This is a genomic window from Marinobacter sp. THAF197a, assembly GCF_009363275.1.
Taxonomy (GTDB): Bacteria; Pseudomonadota; Gammaproteobacteria; order Pseudomonadales; family Oleiphilaceae; genus Marinobacter.
Genome location: NZ_CP045324.1, coordinates 1,034,125 through 1,053,991 on the forward strand (window position 1 = coordinate 1,034,125; position 19,867 = coordinate 1,053,991).

General features: G+C 58.4%; 19 protein-coding genes. 10 read left to right on the forward strand and 9 right to left on the reverse strand.

Going from position 1 to position 19,867, the window contains the following annotated elements:
* The first annotated feature begins 4 nt into the window (after nt 1-4).
* Genes napF through FIV08_RS04805 form a run of 5 tightly spaced genes read left to right on the forward strand, consistent with a single transcriptional unit; the run spans nt 5 to nt 4,386 of the window.
* Nucleotides 5-502: a ferredoxin-type protein NapF gene (napF, locus tag FIV08_RS04785; RefSeq protein WP_152437509.1), complete on the forward strand. Its 498-nt coding sequence runs from the start codon at nt 5-7 to the stop codon at nt 500-502.
* Nucleotides 495-818, forward strand: a complete 324-nt coding sequence (locus FIV08_RS04790) for a chaperone NapD (protein ID WP_138437734.1) — start codon at nt 495-497, stop codon at nt 816-818. The genes napF and FIV08_RS04790 overlap by 8 nt, the downstream gene beginning before the upstream one ends.
* Nucleotides 815-3,319 (forward strand): nitrate reductase catalytic subunit NapA, encoded by a 2,505-nt coding sequence (napA, locus tag FIV08_RS04795; RefSeq protein WP_152437510.1) that lies wholly within the window; start codon nt 815-817, stop codon nt 3,317-3,319. Before FIV08_RS04790 ends, napA begins: the two co-directional genes overlap by 4 nt.
* 12 nt (nt 3,320-3,331) lie before the next feature.
* Nucleotides 3,332-3,802 carry a nitrate reductase cytochrome c-type subunit gene (locus FIV08_RS04800; RefSeq protein WP_152437511.1) on the forward strand — a complete coding sequence of 157 codons (471 nt, stop codon included), beginning with the start codon at nt 3,332-3,334 and terminating at the stop codon, nt 3,800-3,802.
* Nucleotides 3,802-4,386 carry a NapC/NirT family cytochrome c gene (locus tag FIV08_RS04805; RefSeq protein ID WP_072677850.1) on the forward strand — a complete coding sequence of 195 codons (585 nt, stop codon included), beginning with the start codon at nt 3,802-3,804 and terminating at the stop codon, nt 4,384-4,386. Before FIV08_RS04800 ends, FIV08_RS04805 begins: the two co-directional genes overlap by 1 nt.
* Nucleotides 4,387-4,409: 23 nt before the next feature.
* Here FIV08_RS04805 and dacB read toward each other — a convergent pair whose 3' ends face one another.
* The gene (gene dacB / locus FIV08_RS04810; RefSeq protein WP_152437512.1) at nt 4,410-5,984 is read right to left on the reverse strand and encodes a D-alanyl-D-alanine carboxypeptidase/D-alanyl-D-alanine-endopeptidase; all 1,575 of its coding nucleotides are present in this window, start codon (nt 5,982-5,984) and stop codon (nt 4,410-4,412) included.
* A 266-nt stretch (nt 5,985-6,250) separates the two neighbouring features.
* Here dacB and FIV08_RS04815 point away from each other — a divergent pair, with 266 nt between their 5' ends.
* Together FIV08_RS04815 and FIV08_RS04820 are read left to right on the forward strand one after the other, a co-directional pair.
* The gene (locus FIV08_RS04815) at nt 6,251-7,021 is read left to right on the forward strand and encodes a glutathione S-transferase N-terminal domain-containing protein (protein WP_072677848.1); all 771 of its coding nucleotides are present in this window, start codon (nt 6,251-6,253) and stop codon (nt 7,019-7,021) included.
* A 92-nt stretch (nt 7,022-7,113) separates the two neighbouring features.
* The gene (locus FIV08_RS04820) at nt 7,114-7,527 is read left to right on the forward strand and encodes a GFA family protein (protein ID WP_072677847.1); all 414 of its coding nucleotides are present in this window, start codon (nt 7,114-7,116) and stop codon (nt 7,525-7,527) included.
* On the opposite strand, the gene FIV08_RS04825 is transcribed toward FIV08_RS04820, so the two are convergent.
* The 8 genes from FIV08_RS04825 to FIV08_RS04860 form a co-directional block, all read right to left on the reverse strand.
* Nucleotides 7,528-8,649 carry a PQQ-dependent sugar dehydrogenase gene (locus FIV08_RS04825; RefSeq protein ID WP_152437513.1) on the reverse strand — a complete coding sequence of 374 codons (1,122 nt, stop codon included), beginning with the start codon at nt 8,647-8,649 and terminating at the stop codon, nt 7,528-7,530.
* Between the two features lie 134 nt (nt 8,650-8,783).
* Nucleotides 8,784-10,922 (reverse strand): TonB-dependent siderophore receptor, encoded by a 2,139-nt coding sequence (locus FIV08_RS04830; RefSeq protein ID WP_152437514.1) that lies wholly within the window; start codon nt 10,920-10,922, stop codon nt 8,784-8,786.
* A gap of 68 nt (nt 10,923-10,990) precedes the next feature.
* A complete protein-coding gene (locus tag FIV08_RS04835) occupies nt 10,991-11,821 on the reverse strand; it encodes a (2Fe-2S)-binding protein (protein WP_152437515.1) in 831 nt (276 codons plus the stop codon).
* Nucleotides 11,808-13,838 carry a Fe(3+)-hydroxamate ABC transporter permease FhuB gene (fhuB, locus tag FIV08_RS04840; RefSeq protein ID WP_152437516.1) on the reverse strand — a complete coding sequence of 677 codons (2,031 nt, stop codon included), beginning with the start codon at nt 13,836-13,838 and terminating at the stop codon, nt 11,808-11,810. Before fhuB ends, FIV08_RS04835 begins: the two co-directional genes overlap by 14 nt.
* Nucleotides 13,828-14,712 (reverse strand): iron-siderophore ABC transporter substrate-binding protein, encoded by an 885-nt coding sequence (locus FIV08_RS04845; protein ID WP_228715494.1) that lies wholly within the window; start codon nt 14,710-14,712, stop codon nt 13,828-13,830. The genes fhuB and FIV08_RS04845 overlap by 11 nt, the downstream gene beginning before the upstream one ends.
* A gap of 43 nt (nt 14,713-14,755) precedes the next feature.
* Complete coding sequence (locus FIV08_RS04850) at nt 14,756-15,529, reverse strand: ABC transporter ATP-binding protein (RefSeq protein WP_152437518.1); 774 nt, start codon at nt 15,527-15,529, stop codon at nt 14,756-14,758.
* 62 nt (nt 15,530-15,591) lie between these two features.
* Nucleotides 15,592-17,394 (reverse strand): ABC transporter ATP-binding protein, encoded by a 1,803-nt coding sequence (locus tag FIV08_RS04855; RefSeq protein ID WP_152437519.1) that lies wholly within the window; start codon nt 17,392-17,394, stop codon nt 15,592-15,594.
* A gap of 84 nt (nt 17,395-17,478) precedes the next feature.
* The gene (locus tag FIV08_RS04860) at nt 17,479-17,931 is read right to left on the reverse strand and encodes a YaiI/YqxD family protein (RefSeq protein WP_106693594.1); all 453 of its coding nucleotides are present in this window, start codon (nt 17,929-17,931) and stop codon (nt 17,479-17,481) included.
* A 304-nt stretch (nt 17,932-18,235) separates the two neighbouring features.
* On the opposite strand from FIV08_RS04860, the gene FIV08_RS04865 reads away from it, so the two are divergent.
* Genes FIV08_RS04865 through FIV08_RS04875 form a run of 3 tightly spaced genes read left to right on the forward strand, consistent with a single transcriptional unit; the run spans nt 18,236 to nt 19,698 of the window.
* Entirely contained in the window at nt 18,236-18,775 is a 540-nt protein-coding gene (locus tag FIV08_RS04865) for a histidine phosphatase family protein (RefSeq protein WP_228715536.1), read from the forward strand.
* A gap of 40 nt (nt 18,776-18,815) precedes the next feature.
* Entirely contained in the window at nt 18,816-19,154 is a 339-nt protein-coding gene (locus tag FIV08_RS04870; protein ID WP_058090623.1) for a zinc ribbon domain-containing protein YjdM, read from the forward strand.
* A gap of 34 nt (nt 19,155-19,188) precedes the next feature.
* Nucleotides 19,189-19,698, forward strand: a complete 510-nt coding sequence (locus FIV08_RS04875; protein WP_152437521.1) for a phosphate-starvation-inducible PsiE family protein — start codon at nt 19,189-19,191, stop codon at nt 19,696-19,698.
* Nucleotides 19,699-19,867 lie beyond the last annotated feature (169 nt).

Consider the following 19,867-nt stretch of genomic DNA (forward strand, 5'->3'; position numbering starts at 1 on the left):
AGGCATGGCTGTTAACGCTTCCCGACGGCTGTTTCTGCGCGGCGGCAGGGCGACTGCATCTGAGTGGCGGCCGCCCTGGACAACCGAGGCAATAACCGATCAGTGCACCCGCTGCGACCGGTGCATTGAAGCCTGCCCGGAAGGTGTTCTGTTTCGCGGTGATGGCGGTTTCCCGCAAATCCGCTTTACTGGCGACGGCTGCACGCTGTGCGGTGAGTGCGCCCGTGCCTGCCAGGAACCGGTGTTTGACCTGGCCCGTGAGGCGTTCCCCTGGCGTGCGGTGATTCGGGATCACTGCCTTGCCCAAGCCAATATCCATTGCCAGACCTGCCGTGACGCCTGCGAGCCAATGGCCATCCGATTTCCACCCAGGCTTGCTCATGTCGCCGTCCCGGAGATTGCCGAAGACGAGTGTACCGGATGCGGTGCCTGTGTCGCCGTGTGCCCTGAAGATGCCATCAGTCTGATTACCCAGGAACAGAGAGAGCCAGCCCATGCCTGATTCGCAGAAAGCCGAAATTCACATTGCCAGTTTTCTGGTACACGTGCGCCCGGAGTCTCTGGATGCTGTTCTTGAACTGCTTGAGCAAACGCCGGGCCTGGAGGAGGGCACTCGAGACCCGATTGGGAAACTGGTGGTTCTGGCAGAGGGTAGTAGCCATCAGGATTTGCTCGGTGCCATGGAGTTGATCGAGAGTGCGCCAGGCGTTCTGGAATGCATTCTGGTTTACCACGAAGTGATGTCGCCCGAAGAGGCGAGGCAACAGTTGATTGCTACAGGACAGTCAGAAACAGAACAACAGGAAGCAATGTCATGAACCTGACACGACGTGAATTCGCAAAAGCCAATGCGCTGGCCATGGCGGCATCTGCTGCCGGCCTGTCGATTCCGGCTGCGGCCAGTAATCTGATCACGAATGCCGAGCTCACTGAGCTCAAGTGGAGCAAGGCGCCTTGTCGTTTTTGCGGCACCGGTTGCAGTGTGATGGTCGCAACCAGGGACAACCAGATTGTGGCGACCCATGGCGACACGCAATCGGAAGTGAACCGCGGTCTGAACTGTGTGAAAGGCTACTTTCTGTCGAAGATTCTGTACGGTCGCGACCGGCTGACCAAGCCCTTGCTGCGTAAACGCGACGGCAAATTCCACAAAGAGGGCGATTTTCAGGAGGTCAGCTGGGACGAAGCCCTGGATGTGATGGCAGAAAAATTCACCAGTGCCATCAAGGAGCACGGCCCGGAAAGCGTCGGCATGTTTGGATCCGGCCAGTGGACCATCTGGGAAGGTTACGCGGCCAGCAAACTGTTCAAGGCTGGCTTCCGCTCCAACAATATTGATCCCAATGCCCGCCATTGTATGGCGTCTGCGGTGGCAGGCTTCATGCGGACCTTTGGGTCCGATGAGCCGATGGGTGTCTATGACGACATCGAAAGCGCTGATGCCTTCGTGCTTTGGGGCGCCAATATGGCGGAAATGCACCCGATCCTCTGGACTCGGGTAACGGACCGTCGCCTGTCCCATCCCGGCACGGAAGTGGCTGTGCTCTCAACCTACGAACATCGCTGCTTTGATCTGGCCGACCTGCCGATGGTGATGGAGCCCCACGCCGATGTGGCAATTCTGAACTACATTGCCAATTACATCATCCAGAGCAACGCGGTGAACCGGGATTTCGTCAGTAAACATACCCGGTTTGTGCGTGCTGCAGACGACATTGGCTACGGTCTAAGGCCGGAAGACCCGCGCGAGCAGAATGCCAAGAACGCCAATAATGCCAACGACTGGGAAGACATGTCGTTTGAGGATTTTGCCCGGCATGTCCGTGAGTACGATGTGAAGAAGGCCGCCGAGATCTCCGGCGTCTCTGAGGCACGGCTCGAACGCCTGGCAAAGCTATATGCCGATCCGGACAAGCGTGTCACCACCTTCTGGACCATGGGGGTAAACCAGCATACTCGCGGCGTTTGGGTGAACAATCTGATCTATAACATCCACCTGCTGACAGGCAAGATTGCCACCCCGGGCAACAGCCCGTTCTCGCTGACCGGTCAGCCTTCCGCTTGTGGTACCGCCCGTGAAGTAGGCACCTTCGCCCATCGCCTGCCAGCCGATATGGTGGTGGCCAATCCAGAGCACAGGGCCAAGGCCGAGAAGATCTGGAAACTGCCGGATGGCACCATCCCGGCCAAGCCAGGTTATCACGCAGTGCTGCAAAGCCGGATGCTGAAAGACAGCAAACTGAAGGTGTATTGGACCCAGGTCACCAACAATATCCAGGCGGGTCCCAATACCATGCAGGAGACCCTGCCGGGCTGGCGTAACCCCGATACCTTTATCATCGTCTCTGATATATATCCCACGGTATCTGCCCAGGCGGCCGACCTGATTTTGCCGGCGGCGGGTTGGGTTGAAAAAGAAGGGGCATTTGGTAACGCTGAGCGCCGGACTCAGCTCTGGCGCCAGCTGGTGAACGCACCTGGAGATGCCCGCTCAGACCTCTGGCAAACCGTGGCCCTGTCCCAGCGTATCAAAGTGGCCGATGTGTGGCCGGAGGATCTGATTGCCAAGGCACCGGAAGCGCGGGACAAAACCCTGTTTGACGTGCTATTCCGCAACGGCAATGTGGACCGTTATCCACTGGACGACCTGCACCCGGATTATGAGAACCAGGAGTCGAAAGACTTTGGTTTCTACATCCAGAAGGGGATTTTCGAGGAGTACCGCCAGTTTGGTGCCGGCAAAGGCAAAGACCTGGCCGATTTCGAGACCTACCACGCCACCCGCGGCCTGAGATGGCCAGTCGTTGACGGCAAGGAAACCCTGTGGCGCTATCGCGAAGGGTCAGACCCATATGTGGCGGAGGGCAGTGGTTTCCAGTTTTACGGCAACCCGGACAACCGGGCACGAATCTTCGCGGTACCCCATGAGCCGCCTGCGGAATCTCCGGACGACGAATACCCGTTCTGGCTGTGCACTGGCCGGGTACTGGAGCACTGGCACACCGGTTCGATGACCCGCCGTGTGTCCGAGCTGCACAAGGCGGTACCGGATGCGCTGTTGTACATGAACGCCGATGATGCCCGTGACAAGGGCTGGCGGCGCGGCAGTGAGGTGAAGGTGATCAGCCGCCGGGGTGAAGTCCGGGTTCGGGTGGAAACCCGTGGTCGTGTTCGTATGCCCAAGGGCATGGTGTATGTGCCTTTCTTTGATGCCGGAAAGCTGATCAACAAGGTCACGCTGGACGCAACGGACCCCATTTCCAAACAGACCGACTTCAAGAAGTGCGCTGTCCGTCTGGAATTGGTTAACCTGGCTTAAGGAGACGTCACCATGAGAACGCTTTTATTTTTTCTGGCCGCCTCCCTGGCCTTCCTGGCGTATGCCGAGAGTGATCATTTGTCACCCTCTTCACCGGATGGTCTGCGCAAAGGCGGAACTCTCGGACAGGATCTGCCCGCACCGCCTATCGCCGGTGATCCCAGAGAGGTGAAACGGGAAGTGCGTAATTATCCGGAGCAACCGCCGGTGATTCCCCATGCCATCCGCGACTATCAGGTAGACAAGAACTTCAACCGTTGCCTGGATTGCCACAGCCGCGAAGCAGCCGTGCAGGCGGGTGCGCCCATGGTGAGTGTGACTCACTTTATGGATCGTCACTTTCAGGTGCGGGCTGAGGTAACGCCGGGGCGCTATTTCTGTACCCAGTGTCATGTACCCCAAACCGATGCTCAGCCGCTGGTGGAGTCAGATTTCAAAGCCGTGGATGAAGTGATCCGTGCCTCCAACAGAGGAGATCGCTGATGATGAAACGGCTGAAGCTCTACTGGAACCTGTTGCGCAAGCCCAGTGTGCACTACAGCCTCGGTTTCCTGACACTCAGCGGCTTTATTGCCGGGATCATCTTCTGGGGTGGTTTCAACACGGCGCTGGAAGTGACCAACACCGAGCAGTTCTGCATAGGGTGCCATGAGATGTATAGCAACCCGTATCAGGAGCTGAAAACAACCATCCATTACACTAACCGATCAGGTGTGCGTGCCGAATGTTCAGATTGCCACGTGCCCCACGGCTGGACTCACAAGATTGGCCGAAAGATGGAAGCCTCGAAAGAAGTCTGGGGTTGGATATTTGGCTCCATCAACACTCCGGAGAAATTCGAGGCCAAGCGACGTGAGCTGGCGGAGCGGGAGTGGCAGCGGCTGAAAGCCAACGATTCCCTGGAGTGTCGTAATTGCCATGAGTTTGATTCGATGGACTTCACGCTGCAGGATCCAAGGGCGTCCCAGGCGCATTCAACGGCATTGGCAGACGGCGAGCAAACCTGCATCGATTGCCACAAAGGTATCGCGCACAAGTTGCCTGACATGGCCGGGGTATCCAGGTAGGTTCAGGCTTTTACTGGCGGGGCTTACTGGATGGAAGGCCCCGAGCCATCAGCCGGTGACTGGGACAGGGACGTTCCGACCGGTGGCCGGAAATGCAGGGAGTAAAGCACGCGATCCAGCACCGCCTGGCCATTCCAGGCCGGGTTGTTATTGACCATGCCGACGATGGCCCAGGTGGTGTTCCTGTCATCACGGGTAAAGCCGGCGATGGAGCGCACATGCTCAAGGTAGCCGGTTTTGATCCGGCCCTGACCGTCCATGCCGGTATTTCTCAGGCGCCGGGACATGGTGCCATCCATTGCAATGATCGGCATGGAGGCCATCAAGTCTGAAGAATAGGGACTGTTCCAGGCGTGTTGCAAAATCTGTGCGCCCTGGCGTGCGGTAATCCGGCCATGGCGTGTCAGACCCGCGCCATTATCAATCACCATGCCCGCCGTATTGACGCCAAGCCCTTCCAGCCAGTCATAGATGGCGCGGATGCCCGCCACCCGGTCATCCTGTTCATCATCCTTGCGAAATTCGGCGCCAATGGTCAGCAGCATTTGCCGGGCCATCACGTTACTGCTCCACTTGTTGATGTCCCGCACCATGGTTACCAGGTCGGGTGAGGTGGTGCGCATGACCAGGCGTGCTTCATCCGGTGTGGTCTCGAAGCGATCGCCGCCACTGACAATCACGCCCATTTCAGACAGTACCGAACGGATCAGGGAGGCGGAATAGCGCTCATGGGGCAGCAATGACAGATAGGTTGTGGTCCGGCAACCCTGCGGAAGTTCACCGGTAACCTGTACGGTTACCCTGTGATCGTTATGGAACACCGGTTTCCAGTCAAAGCGGCTGCGGGCGGGGCAGGGACCTTCCGGCAGGGCGGTAACCCGGTTATCAATGGTGACTTCACCAAGATCGGGCGTGGTCCAGGCCTGGGTACCCCGTTCATCCGCGCGCACCTGAAAATGCAACAGGTTAAGGTTGGTCAGGTAAGCGGAGGGCTCCACCAGAAACGGCGCGTGGGGATTGTTGCCGTTGTCTTCAAAGGCAGGGAAACCACCATCCACCCGAAAATAACTGCCATCCAGAACCAGATCGCCTTCAATCCGGTTAATACCCATGCTGCGCAGTTCCCGAAGGGTACCCCAAAGTCGCTCAAGGGTGAGTTTTGGATCGCCACCGAAACGCACATACAGGTTGCCCTGCAGGGTATCGCCAACCATGGTGCCGTCGGTCAGGAAGTCGGTATTCCAGTGATGAGTAGGACCCAACAATTCCAGAGCGGCGTAGGTGGTGACCAGCTTCATGATGGAGCCAGGGCTCATCAGTTCGTCAGCGTTCACATACTGCTCAATGCCCGGCCCGTTAAGGGGAATGGCTGCAACACTGAGGGCCTGCTCGCTATTCAGGGACTTGTTTGCGTAGTCTTTGATCTGACTGGCCCAGAGACGGGATTCGGCAAAGGCAGCGGCAGCTGTGTTGCTTTCCTGGGCCAGGACCGGCGTGCTTGCCATGGTGCAGGCAGCCGCAATGGCCAAAACCAGTCTCTTGGGTGAGGTTACACACCTTGACGCGCAGGTCCTCGCCTGCAAACCCTGAATCAGCATCACACCAGCCCGTTGTTATGTTCTCTTTGTACAATAGCTCATCCCGTGGTTTTGTACTATGCAGAAAAGCTATACATGACGTTAAAAAATGGCAGTAGAGTCGTTGTTTATATTGAGTTTTTGTGACAGCACGTAAGTGCCTTTCAGAATCAGTGGGTTAGCTTTGACCGTAACGCAGTGACGCGCAAGCCAATGGGACAGGCTGCGATTGTGCGACAATGCCGCCCAGAGCCCGTGAACTGAACACAACAGACAAAGGGAACAATATGCTCAAAGCGCTCAGACATCAGGTGAATGTACTGGAATCCGTGGCAACGTCCTCTTTTGCCGCCTGGCGTGGGTGCCTGGTGATCAAGGCCGTTCCACAGCCGGAGAAGCCCCTCATTCTGTACGACATGGAAGCCTGCCCCTACTGTCGCCGCGTGCGGGAAGTGCTGACGGCCTTGCACCTGGATGTTGAGATCAGGCCCTGCCCTAAAGGCGGCCGATTCTTCCGCCCGGAAGCCGAAGCCCTGGGCGGCAAGCAACAGTTCCCGTTGCTGGTGGATCACAACACCGACAAGGTGATCTACGAATCTGAGGATATTGTTGAGTACCTGTTCAGTCAGTATGCCGGTCGGTCCGTGCCCGGCTACTATCAGTCCAAAGCCTGGCAGCCAGCTTTAAATTCAATCGGATCGGCCGCCAGTGAACTGCGCGGCTTGCGTGCCACCTCCGGTAACCGACCGGAACAGGGATTACACCTCTGGAGCTTCGAGGGCAGCCCCTTTTCACGGCTGGTGCGGGAAAAACTCTGCGAGCTGGAGATTCCCTACACGCTGCATAACCTGGGCAAGGAACACTGGACCGAAATCGGCCCGGCCAAGCAACGTTTAAAGCCAGGCGAGTACAGGCCTATACCGGGCGGCAAGCGGGATGCGTTTTTCCAGCAACACGGCCGTGTTCAGGTGCCTTACCTGGAAGACCCCAATACTGGCCAGCAGTTATTTGAATCAGGCCGGATTGTGGCTTATCTGAACAGTCAGTATGGCGGCTGAGTGCCTGCAGACATTGGCCCGGGGCTGGTATTCCGGGCCCGACAAGGTATGATCAGCGCCCAGAGTTTGTGAGCCAGAATCAGGAGCGCACGATGTATACCGGCCAATGCCTTTGTGGCGATATCCAGTTTGAATACGATGGCCCGCTTGGCCCGGTTGCCCTGTGCCATTGCAGCCAGTGCCGTCGGGCGCACGGCAGTGCTTTCTCCGCCAGTGCGCCGGTTCAGACGGTGCGCTTCCGGTATGTTGCCGGACAGGATCTGGTGCGTGAATTCGAATCCCGGCCCGGCAAATACCGGGCTTTCTGCCCCCGTTGCGGCAGTCAGCTTTACAGCCGTGTTGACGCCATCCCCGGCATCCTGAGACTGCGGGTGGGCGTGATCAACGAACCCTTGGGAAAAAAGGCGGCCCAGCACGTATACGTGGGGTCAAAGTCTGACTGGTTTGATATCACCGACAACCTGCCCCAGTTCGAGAAAACCGAACGCACCAACGATCCACACTGATCACTCGGCCGGCACCACCCGGTACACCTTGCCCTGGCGTGAATCGGTCAGCAGCCACAGGGCGCCATCCGGCCCCATACGCACATCCCGGATTCGCTCACCGAGATTGGTGAGCAGATCTTCTTCCTCAATCACCTGTTCGTTGTTAATGGTCAGACGCACCAGTTTCTGACTCCTCAGGGCACCGACAAACACATCGCCCCGCCATTGCGGGAACAGGTCGCCGGTATAAAAGGCCATGCCAGAGGGGGCAATAGACGGGTCCCAGTAGTGCAGTGGATCGGTTACACCGTCCATAGTGGTCTTGTCTGAGATGGGGATGCCGGAGTAGTCGATGCCGTAGGTGACCTTCGGCCAGCCGTAGTCATTCCCCGCCCTGATAATGTTAATCTCGTCGCCACCCCGGGGTCCATGTTCATGGCTCCAGACTTCACCGGTGTCCGGATGCAGGGTCATGCCCTGGATGTTGCGGTTGCCGTAGGTGTAGAAGGTGTTGTTGGTGCGGGCATCATCCATAAAAGGGTTGTCTGCAATCGCGTCACCGTTGGTGGAAATGCGATGAACACCACCGGCATCGTCCCGATTGTCCTGGGCCCTGTCCATGTCACCCCGGTCACCGATGGCCACGTAGAGATGGCCGCTCTGGTCAAAAACCATCCTGCCCGCAAAGTGCCTGCCATTGCTGGAGCGGGGTAAAGCTTCAAAAATCACTTCAACGTTCTCAAGCGCTTCGCCATTGTAGGTGGCACGGGCAACGCGGGTAGTCATGCCGTCGCTGTTGCGGTGTGCGTAACTCAGAAACAGGGTCTGGTTGTCGGTGAACTGCGGGTGCAGCACCACATCCAGAAGCCCGCCCTGGCCGGAGGCAACCAGCTCCGGCAGTCCCTTCACCGGCTCTCGCACAAGATTGCCGTTTTCAATCCGGCGAAGCCGACCCTCACGTTCGGTGACCAGCATGGTGCCGTCGGGCAGGAAAGCCAGGCTCCAGGGGTGCTCAAGGCCCTGGGCGACGGTTTCTATCCGGAAATCGGTTTTGTTGGATGAGAACGTCTGGTCAGACCATACTGGGGACGCTACCAGTACTGATAAGCCCGCGGCGATGACGATAGTCGAGCGGTTCATGAGGTCTCCTCCACGCTAAGGTAGTGTCAGCGGTGCCACGCCGACGACTAGTGAGTAATCTAGACGATACCAGAGTGTACGACACAAAAAAGCCACCGGTTTGCGGTGGCTTTTTTGTGTTCGTCAGGAAAGACTCAGAAACGGTAACTCAAGGTGCCCGTTACAGTGCGTTTGGTGCCTATGAAGCAATCGCCCCGAGCCAGGCAGGTAGTGAAGTAAGTCTCATTGGTCAGGTTGTTGACGTTCACAGCCAGTTCCCAGTTGTCACGACCGTAGGCAATCATGGCGTCCAGCAGGGTTTCTGCAGGGGTCTTGAGTTGGTCTGTGCCGTCCCAGCTTGACCCGACATAACGCACACCGGCACCGGCCCGAAGCCCCGGAATACCAACTGACCGCAGGTCATGTTGGCTCCAGATCGATGCTGTGTGGGCGGGAATGCTTGGCAGTCGGGCACCTTTGTTGTTGCCCTCCTCAACCTCGGTATCCGTGTAGGCATAGTTGGCGATCAGGTCCCAGTGTGCATTCACGTCCACTTTTGCTTCCAATTCGATGCCACGGGCGCTGGTCTCGCCATTCTGAATCTGATTGTTCGGATTCACGGGGTCAGGAGCCTGGCGGTTCTTTTCGCGCAGATCATATACCGTAGCGGTATACAGGCTCGCGGAGTCAGCCGGCTGATACTTTACGCCGACTTCAACCTGCTCACCTTTTAACGGCTCGAACGGATTGTTGAAAGCATCAAGACCGGTGACCGGTTTGAAGGATTCCGAGTAGCTGATGAACGGAGTGACACCGTTGCTGAACTTGTACATCAGGCCAGCCCTGCCGGTGACCTCCTCGTCGGTGAAGGCCGTGCCGCCCTCGGTCTTGTTGCGGGCGCTGTCGTGGCGAAGGCCCAGCACTGCGATCCAGCGATCATTAATGGTCATCTGATTCTGGGCGTAGAACCCACTCTGGATCACCGTATTTTCCGGTGTATCACTGAAGTCGCTTTCGGTCAGCCGGTCATAGTTCCCGTAGACGGGGTTAAATACGTTCAAGTCGCCAATGTCGGCCTTGTAGGCCCGGCGGCTGCTGCTGACCGCATGCTGGTAATCCCAGCCAAGCAGTACCGTGTGGTCCACATTGCCCGTTGAGAACAAAGCCTCTGCCTGATGATCTGCGGTCAGGGTGTCCAGGTTTGGCTTGTTAGCATAGGCGACCCGAGCGATATCCCCGTTCTCCTTGAGGGCAGGAGTAAATTGCGGGTAGATGCTCTGATAGTCTACCTCGGTCTCCGAGTAACGGAGGCTTTGCCGCACTGTCCAGACGTTGTTGAGCTGGTGGCTTAACAACGATGTCACCGCGTTTTCCTTGGTGTTGTAGCGGTCGAAATCCGGTTCGCTGATGAACAGATCGATGGGGATCTGTGGCAGGCCAAATGGTGACGGTTTCAGGGTCCCTTCGATAGGCAGGAACTGTGTGGTGGTGCCTGAACGGTCCTCCTGGTGCAGCGCCATAACAGTCCACTCGGTCTGATCCGTTGGGCGCCAGGTGATCGAAGGTGCGATGACCACTCGATTGTCCTCAACCTTGTTGACCTGTGTGTCGCTATCGCGGCCCAGGGCAATAAAACGATAAAGCAGGGTGCCGTCCTTATTAAGCGCCCCTGTTGAATCGACTGCTGCCTGCTTTCGGGAGTGGTTCCCTACCTGCAGTTTCAGTTCGGTAGACTGTTCTGCCTGTGGGCGTTTGGTGGCGAGATTAACCAGGCCCCCCACGTTGCCCTGGCCGTAAAGCACGGAAGAGGGCCCACGAATGACTTCAATGCGTTCCAGCAGGTACGGCTCCGTGCGAGGGCTCTGATAGAAACCGAAAGTCTTTTGCATGCCATCGAGGAAGATCACCGGGTCGCCGCCGCGCACGGACTGCCAGTCGCCCCGGCTATCAAGACCAAACTGCTCGGCTCCCACGCCCACGGTGTAACGTAAGGCTTCCTGAACACTGGCAACGCCCTGGTCTTGCATCTGATCGGCGGTAACCACAGAAATAGACTGTGGAATTTCGGTAATCGGGGTATTGGTTTTAGTTCCCGCCCGGCTAGAGGTCGCAATATACCCATCAACCGGGGCAGATGGGTCTTCAATACGCTCGCCACTGACATCAATCGGAGTAAGTGTTTCCTGGGCCAGAGCCGGTGTGCTACTCACTGCCAGTGTAAGGAGCCCTGCGGTCCATGAACCGCGCGGCGAATGCTTGTATTCCTTGTTTTTGGTGGAAGTGGGCAACTGCATTCCTGGGTATTCCTCTGATAGGTTAGGGTCAGATGTAAAATTTGTAACGCGGATTGTAATGATAAAGGTTATCGTTTACAAATAGAGTTGGTGGTTGATAACGTCTTTAATGGCTTGTCTGATGCTGATTCCCTGACGCTGCCCATGCGGTCGCGACGGTAAATCCCGCAAGTCCCGCAGTATCCGCCGTCCGGTAACAGGTACTTCAGGCAGCAGCCTCGCCGTTGAGGCAGTGCACAGCGCTGTTGGCTGAATTCAGCCGGTATCCAGTCGATGTATCGGTTTGCCTCACACTCAAACCGGGCCAGCCAGCTGGTGGCCAGGGCGCAGAGCGCTTCCGGGTCCACCTGATTCCAGACCGCAGAAAAGGGTGCACCCAGTGCCAGGCCAACACTGCTCCAGTAGGCGCCGGGACTGACCCCGAAGGACTGCCGGAAGACCGGATACCACGCCTGCATCTGATCAGCGGTTATCTCAATAAATGCCTCGGGTGCCAGCGGCGTCTGACCGTCATTCAAGTTAACCCAGCGAGACGGCGCGTCAGCGAGTTCCAGCGGGCACAGGAAAATTCGGTCTGGGTTCAGGGGGGCGCAGACTCCATCCCGGAACAGCTGTAGCACCCGGGGGGCGATGACCTGCAAGGCCAGGCTCTGGTGTAGCACCGACACGCGGGCCTTGTGCATCCTGGGGTGGCACGCGTCCGGATAATCCTCCAGCAGCTGGTTTTCCAGCAGCTCCGGCCTGGCCAGAACCTGTGCCAGGGAAAACAGCGCAGGGCGTTGCCCGGCGTCTTGAGCCAGTGCGCTGTTCAGCGTGTTCTGTGGGCTCAGACCATGGCCGGTTAACAGTTGGCGATAGCTGGCCAGCCAGTGATCACCACAAACCTCAGTGACGGCCATGGCGGCTCAATCCCCAGAGAAAGTACAGGCCACCCACCAGGGCCGCTAATAGCCCGGATGGCAACTGGTTGGGAAACACGACGACCCGCGCCAGATAATCGGCGATGGCCAGCAGCAGTCCACCTGCCAGCGCCGCAACCACAAGCTGACGCCCCACCGTTTGCTGGCCCAGCACCCTGGCAAGGTGGGGTGCGATCAGCCCAACAAAGCTCAGCGGGCCGATCACCACAGTGGCGGCGGCAGTGAGTACCGAAGCCATCAGCAGCAGCAGAAGCCGGGCCCGCGCAACCGGCAGCCCCAGCGATGATGCGGCCGAATCCCCCAGCGGCAAAAGGGTCAGCGGTCGTATAACCAGCAAAAGCAGTGCTCCAAGCCCCAGCACCAGTGCCAGCAAACCAATGGCTTCCGGTTCAGACACCAGCCAGGTGGAGCCATACATCCAGTTCAGCAATCTCGACGCAACGGTTCCCCCGGAAGCCATTACCAGCCTCAATCCGGCATCCATAAAGACGTAAAGCGCCAGCCCGCCCAACAGCAGTTGGTTGCCGGCAAAGCGATGACGGCGTGCCAGCAGAATCAACAGGCCCAATGCAGCAGCGGCCCCCGCAGTGGCTCCGACCAGTTGTCCGCCACGGCCGATGTCGAGGCCGGTGAGCACCAGGACCACCATCACCAAAGCCGCTCCACCGCTAATACCCAGCAATTCCGGGCTGCCCATAGGGTTGCCGGTCATGCGCTGTATCAGCGTGCCGGCCATGCCCAGAGCCATGCCGGCAAGAATGGCCGCCATCAGCCGGGGGCCACGCCACACCCAGGCATCGCTCCAGTTCGACACGGGTGTCCAGTTCCAGGAACTCAGGCCGGGCGACCAGGCCATAGACACAGCGATGGTCAGCACCAGTAGCGCCATTAGAATGCCGGCGATCAGAACTGTTGGCTTGCGGGTGGGCATGAACCCGGCTGGGCTCGAATCTGCTCCGGGCATATGGTGGGTGTTTCGAATGCCCTGCAACGCCATCAGGATAATGGGGCCGCCGATCAGGGCGGTGGTGGTGCCGGTGGGCACAATGGAGCCGTTACCCAGAGTTGTTGCCCAGTGCGCCAGGGTGTCTGCCAGCAGCAAGAGCCCGCCGCCAGTAATCGTGCTCCAAAGCAGTCGCTCACCCAGCGTGCGGGCGCCCAGTAGCTTGGCCAGCACCGGGGCCGCCAGCCCCACGAATGCCACCACACCTACCCGGCTGACCACCACGGAACTCATCAGCACCACGAGAATCAGGGCGCCGCCCCGAACCAGCGCAACCTTGGCCCCGAGTGCCGAAGCCGAAGCCTGCCCCAGTTGCAGCAGTGCCAGTGGCCGCATCAACATCAGCATGGCAACCGCCAGAATCAGTACTCGCGGCAGCAACTCCAGGAAGGGCCCCCAGTTATTCTGGACCAGTGAGCCTGCACCCCAGATGAACAGGTTGCCCAGCCATTCGCCTTTGAGCAGAAGAAAGGCCATGTTCATGGCGCCGAGGAAGAAGGTGATCACCAGCCCCGCCAGAATGACCGTGACTGGAGAGAAACCCAGGCGCCAGGTCAGCGCAATCACCAGGCCAATGGCCAGAAGGCCGCCCGCCACGGCGGCCAGGTCGGGGCTGAAGGCCAGCAAACCCGGTACAAAAAGCGTAGCAATGGTCACCCCGAACTGCCCGCCGGCTTCCACGCCCAGCGTGGTGGGCGAGGCCAGGGGGTTGCCAAGGATTTGCTGGGTAACGGCGCCTGCCAGGCCCAGTCCGCAGCCGATCAGAACGGCCATTGAGACCCTGGGGGCCCAGCTGTAGTGAGCGAGCACAGACGGGTAATAATCTTCGGTATAGCTCCAGAACGCCGCGAACAGTTCGCCTGGTGTCATCTGGCTCAGCCAGGGAAGGGAGCTGGCCGCCAGGGCGACAAGCCAGAGCAGGGCAATGGCAACCGGAAGTCTTTTGGGGAGGGAAGGGGCGGTCGCAGGTACGCGTGCCGAGTCAGCGAACATTGTTGCGGCCTCCCTCCAACAGGGCATCAGCCAACAAGATCGCCAGGCGTTTTACCGGGTACACCCCGCCGAATGGCCACACCGGCTCAATCTGATACACCTGGTTTCGCTTGACGGCCGGCAGGTAAGTCCAGAAGGGGCTGCCGGCCAGGTGATCCGAGAGCCCGGGCAGGGTGGGTGAAATTACAACGATACGACTGTCGTGATAGGGCGCAATGGCCTCCAGGCCAACCACAGAGAAACCCCAATAGTTACCCTCGTGTGGCCATGCATTGCTCAGCCCCAAGGCTTTGAGGGTGGTCTGATAGAGGCCGTTGTGCGCGTAGATTCGGACATGCCGGTCATCCAGAAAGTTGACCAGGGCCACCGGCTGCCGATCCAGGCCGGCCTCGGCCAGACGGGTGCGTTGTTGTTCGAGGGTTTCGTCGATATCAATAAGTATGGCCTCGGCCAGGTCTTCGCGGCCAAGCATCTGGCCAAGCGTGGTTAGCATTTCCCTGGCTTTGGTGAAGGGGGCGGAGCCCTCTTTGTAGACACTGATGACGTAGGTGGGAGCAATGCGTTCCAGTAGTTCGGCCGCAGGCGCCATTTCGGCACTGGTAACGATCAGGTCTGGTTTCAGCTCGGCAATCGCCTCTAGGCTGGGAGCAACGCGGGTGCCAACATTGGCAACGCCACCGGGTAATTCCGGGGCCTGGACCCAGGCGCTGTAGCCGTCCCGATCTGCCACGCCTACGGGGGTCACCCCCAATAGCAAAAGCGCCTCAGTCGCGGCCCAGTTGAGGGCAACGATACGCTCGGGCGGCCGGGGCAGGGTGAGGGTGCCCTTCTCATGGCTCCAGGTGCCGGAGTGCGCGGGTTGGCTGATTATCAATGCAAGTAAGCAGAGATACGCGAGTGGGCGGGAAGCCCGTTGTTCAGTGCACATAAGACACCCATTGGCCGGGCGCTCGTTCCATCACGCCCATGGCGACGCCGTAGATGGATTCCAATATGCCGCTGTCCATAATCTCATTGGGCGTTCCATCCGCCACAACCTGACCGGCTTTCAGGGCCACGAGGCGGTCGCAGAACCTGGCCGCGAGATCCACATCGTGTAACACCACAATGACGGTCAGTTCCCGCTCTTCGGCAAGGCGGTGGACAAGGCGCAGGGTCTCCACCTGGTGTTTCACATCCAGGGCGGAAATGGGTTCATCCAACAGCAGGCAGCGGGTTTGCTGGGCCAGCAACATGGCTATCCAGGCCCGTTGCCGCTCACCACCCGACAGGGTGTCGACCGCACGGTCAGCGAATCGTGCCAGGCCGGTGTCATGGATGGCCTGTTCAATCAGTGTCTGGTCGCCCGCAGTGTAACGGCCGAGGGGGCCGCGCCAGGGATAGCGTCCGAGTGCGACCAGCTCTCTCACTGTGAGTCCGTCGGTTGCCGGGGGATGTTGTGGCAGGTAGCCCACGGTTCTTGCGAATGCTCTGGTACCTGTAGCCCGGAAAGACTGGCCATTGAGCAGGACTTCGCCGTGGGAGGGCGATATCTGCCGGGCCAGGGTCTTCAACAAGGTGGATTTGCCCGAGCCGTTATGACCGAGCAGCGCCGTTACCTCGCCTTCCTGAAATGCCAGGCTGACATTGTGCAATATGGCGGTGTCACCCAGGCGAACCGCCAGTTGGTCGACTTCAAAAAACGCTGGCATTCAGACTCTCCCTTGGCTTTGGCGGGCAGGATAATCTAAATGCGAATTACTATCAATGAATATCAGGTGTCGGCATTGTTCACCTGGCCGGTTTGAACGCGCCATTGCGCAGCGTAGGCGCCGTTTAGCGCCAGCAGTGTCTTGTGATCGCCTTGTTCGACCACCTGGCCTCCGTCGATCACCGCGATGTTGTCCGCGTCAACAATGGTCGACAATCGGTGGGCGATCATGATCACCGTTCGGTTGTGGCCAATGCGCCGGAGCGAGCGCTGAATTGCCGCTTCAGTTTCGTTGTCCACGGCACTGGTGGCTTCATCGAGTACCAGAACCGGAGGATCTTTCAACAGGGCACGGGCCAGGGACAGCCGTTGGCGCTGGCCGCCGGAGAGGCGCACCCCGCGTTCGCCAACCGGAGTATCCAGGCCCTGGGGTAACTGGCTGATGAACGACCAGGCCTCTGCTGTTCGGGCCGCTTCGATAATCTCTTCATCGGTGGCTTCGGGCTTACCGTAGGCCAGATTGTCGCGAATGCTGCCTTCAAACAGGTAGACATCCTGGCTGACCAGACCGATCGCATCTCGCAGGGATTTCAGGCTCACGTCCCGAATAGCCTGGCCATCCAGGCGGATCTCGCCGTGGGTGGGATCATAGAATCGCAACAACAGTTTGATCAGGGTTGATTTGCCAGACCCGGTTGCACCCACCAGGGCCAGGGTATTGCCGGCGGGTACCTCCAGGCTGATGCCGTTAACACCGGCACCGCTGCTGGCATAATGAAAGCCCACCTGGTCAAACGCCACCCTGCCCTGAACCGGTTGTTCAAGGTCTTTTCCTGCCTGGTCCCGCACGTTGACCGGTTCCGCCAGCAGGTCGAGAATTCGTCGGGTGCTGGCCATGGCGCGCTCGAACAGGTCAATAACCTCAGCGAGGCCCGTCAGGGGCCAGAGCAGGCGTTGGGTCAGGAATACCAGCACGCCGTAGGCACCGACGTTGAGGTCGCCGTTCAATGCCATCATGCCACCGACGGTAAAGGTCGCCAGAAACCCGGCGAGAATCGCCATTCGAATCACGGGTATGAACGCTGAGCTGATACGAATCGCCTGCCGGTTGGCTTCCACATAGGCCTCGCTGGCCTGTTTCAGGCGGCGGGCTTCGCGCAGCTCAGCGGTAAAGCTTTTGATAGTGGCAATACCACCCAGATTGTTGGCAAGGCGGCTGGACAGGTCACCGACTTTTTCACGGACATCGGCGTACAGCGGTCCGGCTTTACGCTGAAAATAGAAGGCTCCCCAGATGATCAGCGGGATAGGGGTGAACGCCAGCAGGGCAATCAGTGGGGACAGCACGAAGAAAACTGCACCCACGGCCACCACGGTGACGGCCACCTGAATCATGGCGTTGGCACCGCCATCGAGAAAACGCTCAAGCTGGTTAACGTCGTCGTTCATGGTGGCAACCAGCTGCCCGGAGCTTCGAGCTTCAAAGAAACTCATATCCAGACGCTGGGCGTGCTCATAGGCGTCTTGCCGAAGATCCGACTGCAGGCGTTGGGCCAGATTGCGCCAGAGGATCTGGTACAGGTATTCGAACAGGGATTCGCCTGCCCAGATGAAAAAGGTCAGTACCGCCAGGATGGTAATCTGTTGCTGGGCGGTCTCGAACCCAAGCCGGGCGACAAAGCTCTGTTCCTGGTTCACAACCACATCGATGGCCACGCCAATCAGGATTTCGGGGGCAATATCGAACAGTTTGTTGATGACGGAGCAGGTGGTGGCGGCGATGATCCGCCGACGATAACCCCGGGCATAACGTAACAGGCGGCCGAGTGCCGCAAAGCTGCTGGTGTGTTGGCTGCTTGTGGCCATGTTCCGCTTCCTTCTTGCCGTGGCTTATCTCACTGAAGGCGGGAAGGTTAGCGGATTTTTGACTGAGTTAAAATAGAATCATTATCACCTGCGACCGTTGCGTTGCAGCCAGCGGTCCAGTTGATCGGCGAATTCTTTGCGGTCTGCCTGGCCGAAGGGAGCGGGCCCGCCAGTGACTTGCCCGGCGTTGCGCATCTCTTCCATGAAGTTTCTCATGGCCAGGCGCTGGCGGATGTTTTCCTTGGTGAAGGCTTGGCCTCTGGGGTTGAACACGTCGGCGCCTTTTTCGATGGCTTCGGCGGCCAGGGGGATATCCTGGGTGATGACCAGGTCGCCTTTGGTCATCTGGTCCATGATTTCGTTGTCGGCTACGTCAAAGCCTTGGGGTACTTGGCGGCGGCTGATGTAGGGGCTCGGCGGCAGGGTGATGGCGTGGTTGGCAATGAAGGTGGTTTGGATTTGCCAGCGGGTGGCGGCGCGGCACAGTATTTCCCGGATGGGGACGGGGCAGGCGTCGGCGTCGACCCAGATTGGCATGTTGGTTTTCCTCGTTGGTTTGTCGTTGGTGCATTTTAACCTTTCATCGGGTGAGCTTGTTAGTTTTGGTCCGCGTATTTGTCTCTATGCCGTCTGGGTTCTGGTGCCTGTGTCATTGGGGGCCGCTTTCCAAAAAACGCTACGAGCACATCCATGTGCGCTTCTCTCAGGCCATCCTTGGCCTTCGAAATTTTTGGAAAGCGGCCCCCAATGACACCGTTCCGACAGTTCGGGTACCTCCACGATTTGGCAGGAATCTGAGAAATGAGGGAAAACTATGAAGGTTTTGTTGTTGGGACTCTTGATGGTCTTTTCAGCGCTGCCCGTGCGGTCAGCTGCAACAGATTTCGACGCCTGGACCGCCCTCCGCGAGGGACGGGCGGTTCTGATGATGCGTCACGCTCTTGCGCCGGGTACCGGCGATCCCAGCGGGTTTGACCTGGAGGATTGCAGCACCCAGCGCAATCTCAATTCGGTCGGGCGCGAACAGGCGCGTTCGTGGGGGCCGTTTCTGGCGTCTCGGGGTATTACCGAGGCAAGGGTGTTTTCCAGCCAGTGGTGTCGGTGTATGGATACGGCGCGGGAAATGGATATGGGGGAGGTGACGGAGTGGCCGGCGTTGAATTCGTTTTTCCGGAATCGGGGTGATGGTGATACCCAAACGCGGCAAACGATTGCGTTGGTGAATGAACTGGAGCCGGGGGCGTCGGTGATTCTGGTGTCGCATCAGGTGAATGTGACGGCGCTGACCGGGGTTTTTCCGGCCTCCAATGAGGGTGTGATTCTGGCGTTGCCGCTGTCGGAGAATCCGACGGTTCTGGCGAGGGTGTCTCCGGGGCGGTAGTGGTATAATCCTGTGCTCATTTAATTAACAGGAAATGATAATGTCTCAATTGCCCCCATGCCCCCAATGCAATTCTGAATACACCTATGAAGATGGCGTTCAGCTGGTTTGCCCCGAGTGCGGGCATGAGTGGACTGCGGCGGAACAGGCTGAGGCCGAGGCCGGTAAGGTGGTTCGGGATTCCAACGGTAATGAACTTCAGGATGGTGATACGGTCACTGTGATCAAGGACTTGAAGGTTAAAGGGTCCAGCCTGGTGGTTAAGGTAGGCACTAAGGTCAAGAACATTCGACTGGTGGATGGCGATCACGATATTGATTGCAAGATTGACGGTGTTGGTGCTATGAAACTCAAGTCGGAGTTTGTGAAGAAAGCCTGATTCCCGTCGTCATCGGCAGCACAGGAGCGGTGCCATGGTGGATAAAGAAAAGGATGTTTTGCCCGAGCGTTCCGCTCGAAAGCATGAGCTTCACCAGGAGCTGCCGATTGATTTCCCCGATCCCTTCTTCCGGGGGCTGCACCGGATTATCCGCTTTGCCATACGCGTGCTGGCGGTGCTGATGGTGGCGGTGATTCTTTGGGGCGTGGGTGATGTGGTGTATATCATCTACGCACGCCTGCTGACGCCGCCTTTCCTGCTACTGGATATCAACGATATCTTCTTCACCTTCGGTGCCTTTATGGCGGTGCTGATTGCGGTGGAGATTTTCATCAACATCCGTCTGTACCTGGGTACCAATGTTTTTCCGGTTCAGCTGGTTGTTGCTACAGCACTGATGGCGATTTCCCGGAAGGTCATCGTGCTGGATTTCGACACGCTTACCCCGATGTACCTGCTGGGTATTGCAGCAACCACTCTGGCTCTGGGTATTACCTACTGGTTGTTGAGCCGCAAGAATTCCGGTGAACCCTGGCACGATTGAGTCGGCCAGGGGCTATCCAGTCGGAGTTTGCCCTTCGTGTTTTTATTGTCTAATACTTAATCAGGACACCGGAACAGGTGTTCTGATCATTATCCCAGGTGTGTAACCCACGCCAACAACAAGACGACCACCCCAAGGCCGCCGTTGCCCGCCAAAAGCAGGCTTGTTG

Bases quoted from the DNA above. Each gene is read 5' to 3' on its own strand.
- napF (WP_152437509.1), top strand. From the start codon at position 5: ATGGCTGTTAACGCTTCCCGACGGCTGTTTCTGCGCGGCGGCAGGGCG.
- FIV08_RS04790 (WP_138437734.1), top strand. From the start codon at position 495: ATGCCTGATTCGCAGAAAGCCGAAATTCACATTGCCAGTTTTCTGGTA.
- napA (WP_152437510.1), top strand. From the start codon at position 815: ATGAACCTGACACGACGTGAATTCGCAAAAGCCAATGCGCTGGCCATG.
- FIV08_RS04800 (WP_152437511.1), top strand. From the start codon at position 3,332: ATGAGAACGCTTTTATTTTTTCTGGCCGCCTCCCTGGCCTTCCTGGCG.
- FIV08_RS04805 (WP_072677850.1), top strand. From the start codon at position 3,802: ATGATGAAACGGCTGAAGCTCTACTGGAACCTGTTGCGCAAGCCCAGT.
- dacB (WP_152437512.1), bottom strand. From the start codon at position 5,984: ATGCTGATTCAGGGTTTGCAGGCGAGGACCTGCGCGTCAAGGTGTGTA.
- FIV08_RS04815 (WP_072677848.1), top strand. From the start codon at position 6,251: ATGCTCAAAGCGCTCAGACATCAGGTGAATGTACTGGAATCCGTGGCA.
- FIV08_RS04820 (WP_072677847.1), top strand. From the start codon at position 7,114: ATGTATACCGGCCAATGCCTTTGTGGCGATATCCAGTTTGAATACGAT.
- FIV08_RS04825 (WP_152437513.1), bottom strand. From the start codon at position 8,649: ATGAACCGCTCGACTATCGTCATCGCCGCGGGCTTATCAGTACTGGTA.
- FIV08_RS04830 (WP_152437514.1), bottom strand. From the start codon at position 10,922: ATGCAGTTGCCCACTTCCACCAAAAACAAGGAATACAAGCATTCGCCG.
- FIV08_RS04835 (WP_152437515.1), bottom strand. From the start codon at position 11,821: ATGGCCGTCACTGAGGTTTGTGGTGATCACTGGCTGGCCAGCTATCGC.
- fhuB (WP_152437516.1), bottom strand. From the start codon at position 13,838: ATGTTCGCTGACTCGGCACGCGTACCTGCGACCGCCCCTTCCCTCCCC.
- FIV08_RS04850 (WP_152437518.1), bottom strand. From the start codon at position 15,529: ATGCCAGCGTTTTTTGAAGTCGACCAACTGGCGGTTCGCCTGGGTGAC.
- FIV08_RS04855 (WP_152437519.1), bottom strand. From the start codon at position 17,394: ATGGCCACAAGCAGCCAACACACCAGCAGCTTTGCGGCACTCGGCCGC.
- FIV08_RS04860 (WP_106693594.1), bottom strand. From the start codon at position 17,931: ATGCCAATCTGGGTCGACGCCGACGCCTGCCCCGTCCCCATCCGGGAA.
- FIV08_RS04865 (WP_228715536.1), top strand. From the start codon at position 18,236: ATGGTCTTTTCAGCGCTGCCCGTGCGGTCAGCTGCAACAGATTTCGAC.
- FIV08_RS04870 (WP_058090623.1), top strand. From the start codon at position 18,816: ATGTCTCAATTGCCCCCATGCCCCCAATGCAATTCTGAATACACCTAT.
- FIV08_RS04875 (WP_152437521.1), top strand. From the start codon at position 19,189: ATGGTGGATAAAGAAAAGGATGTTTTGCCCGAGCGTTCCGCTCGAAAG.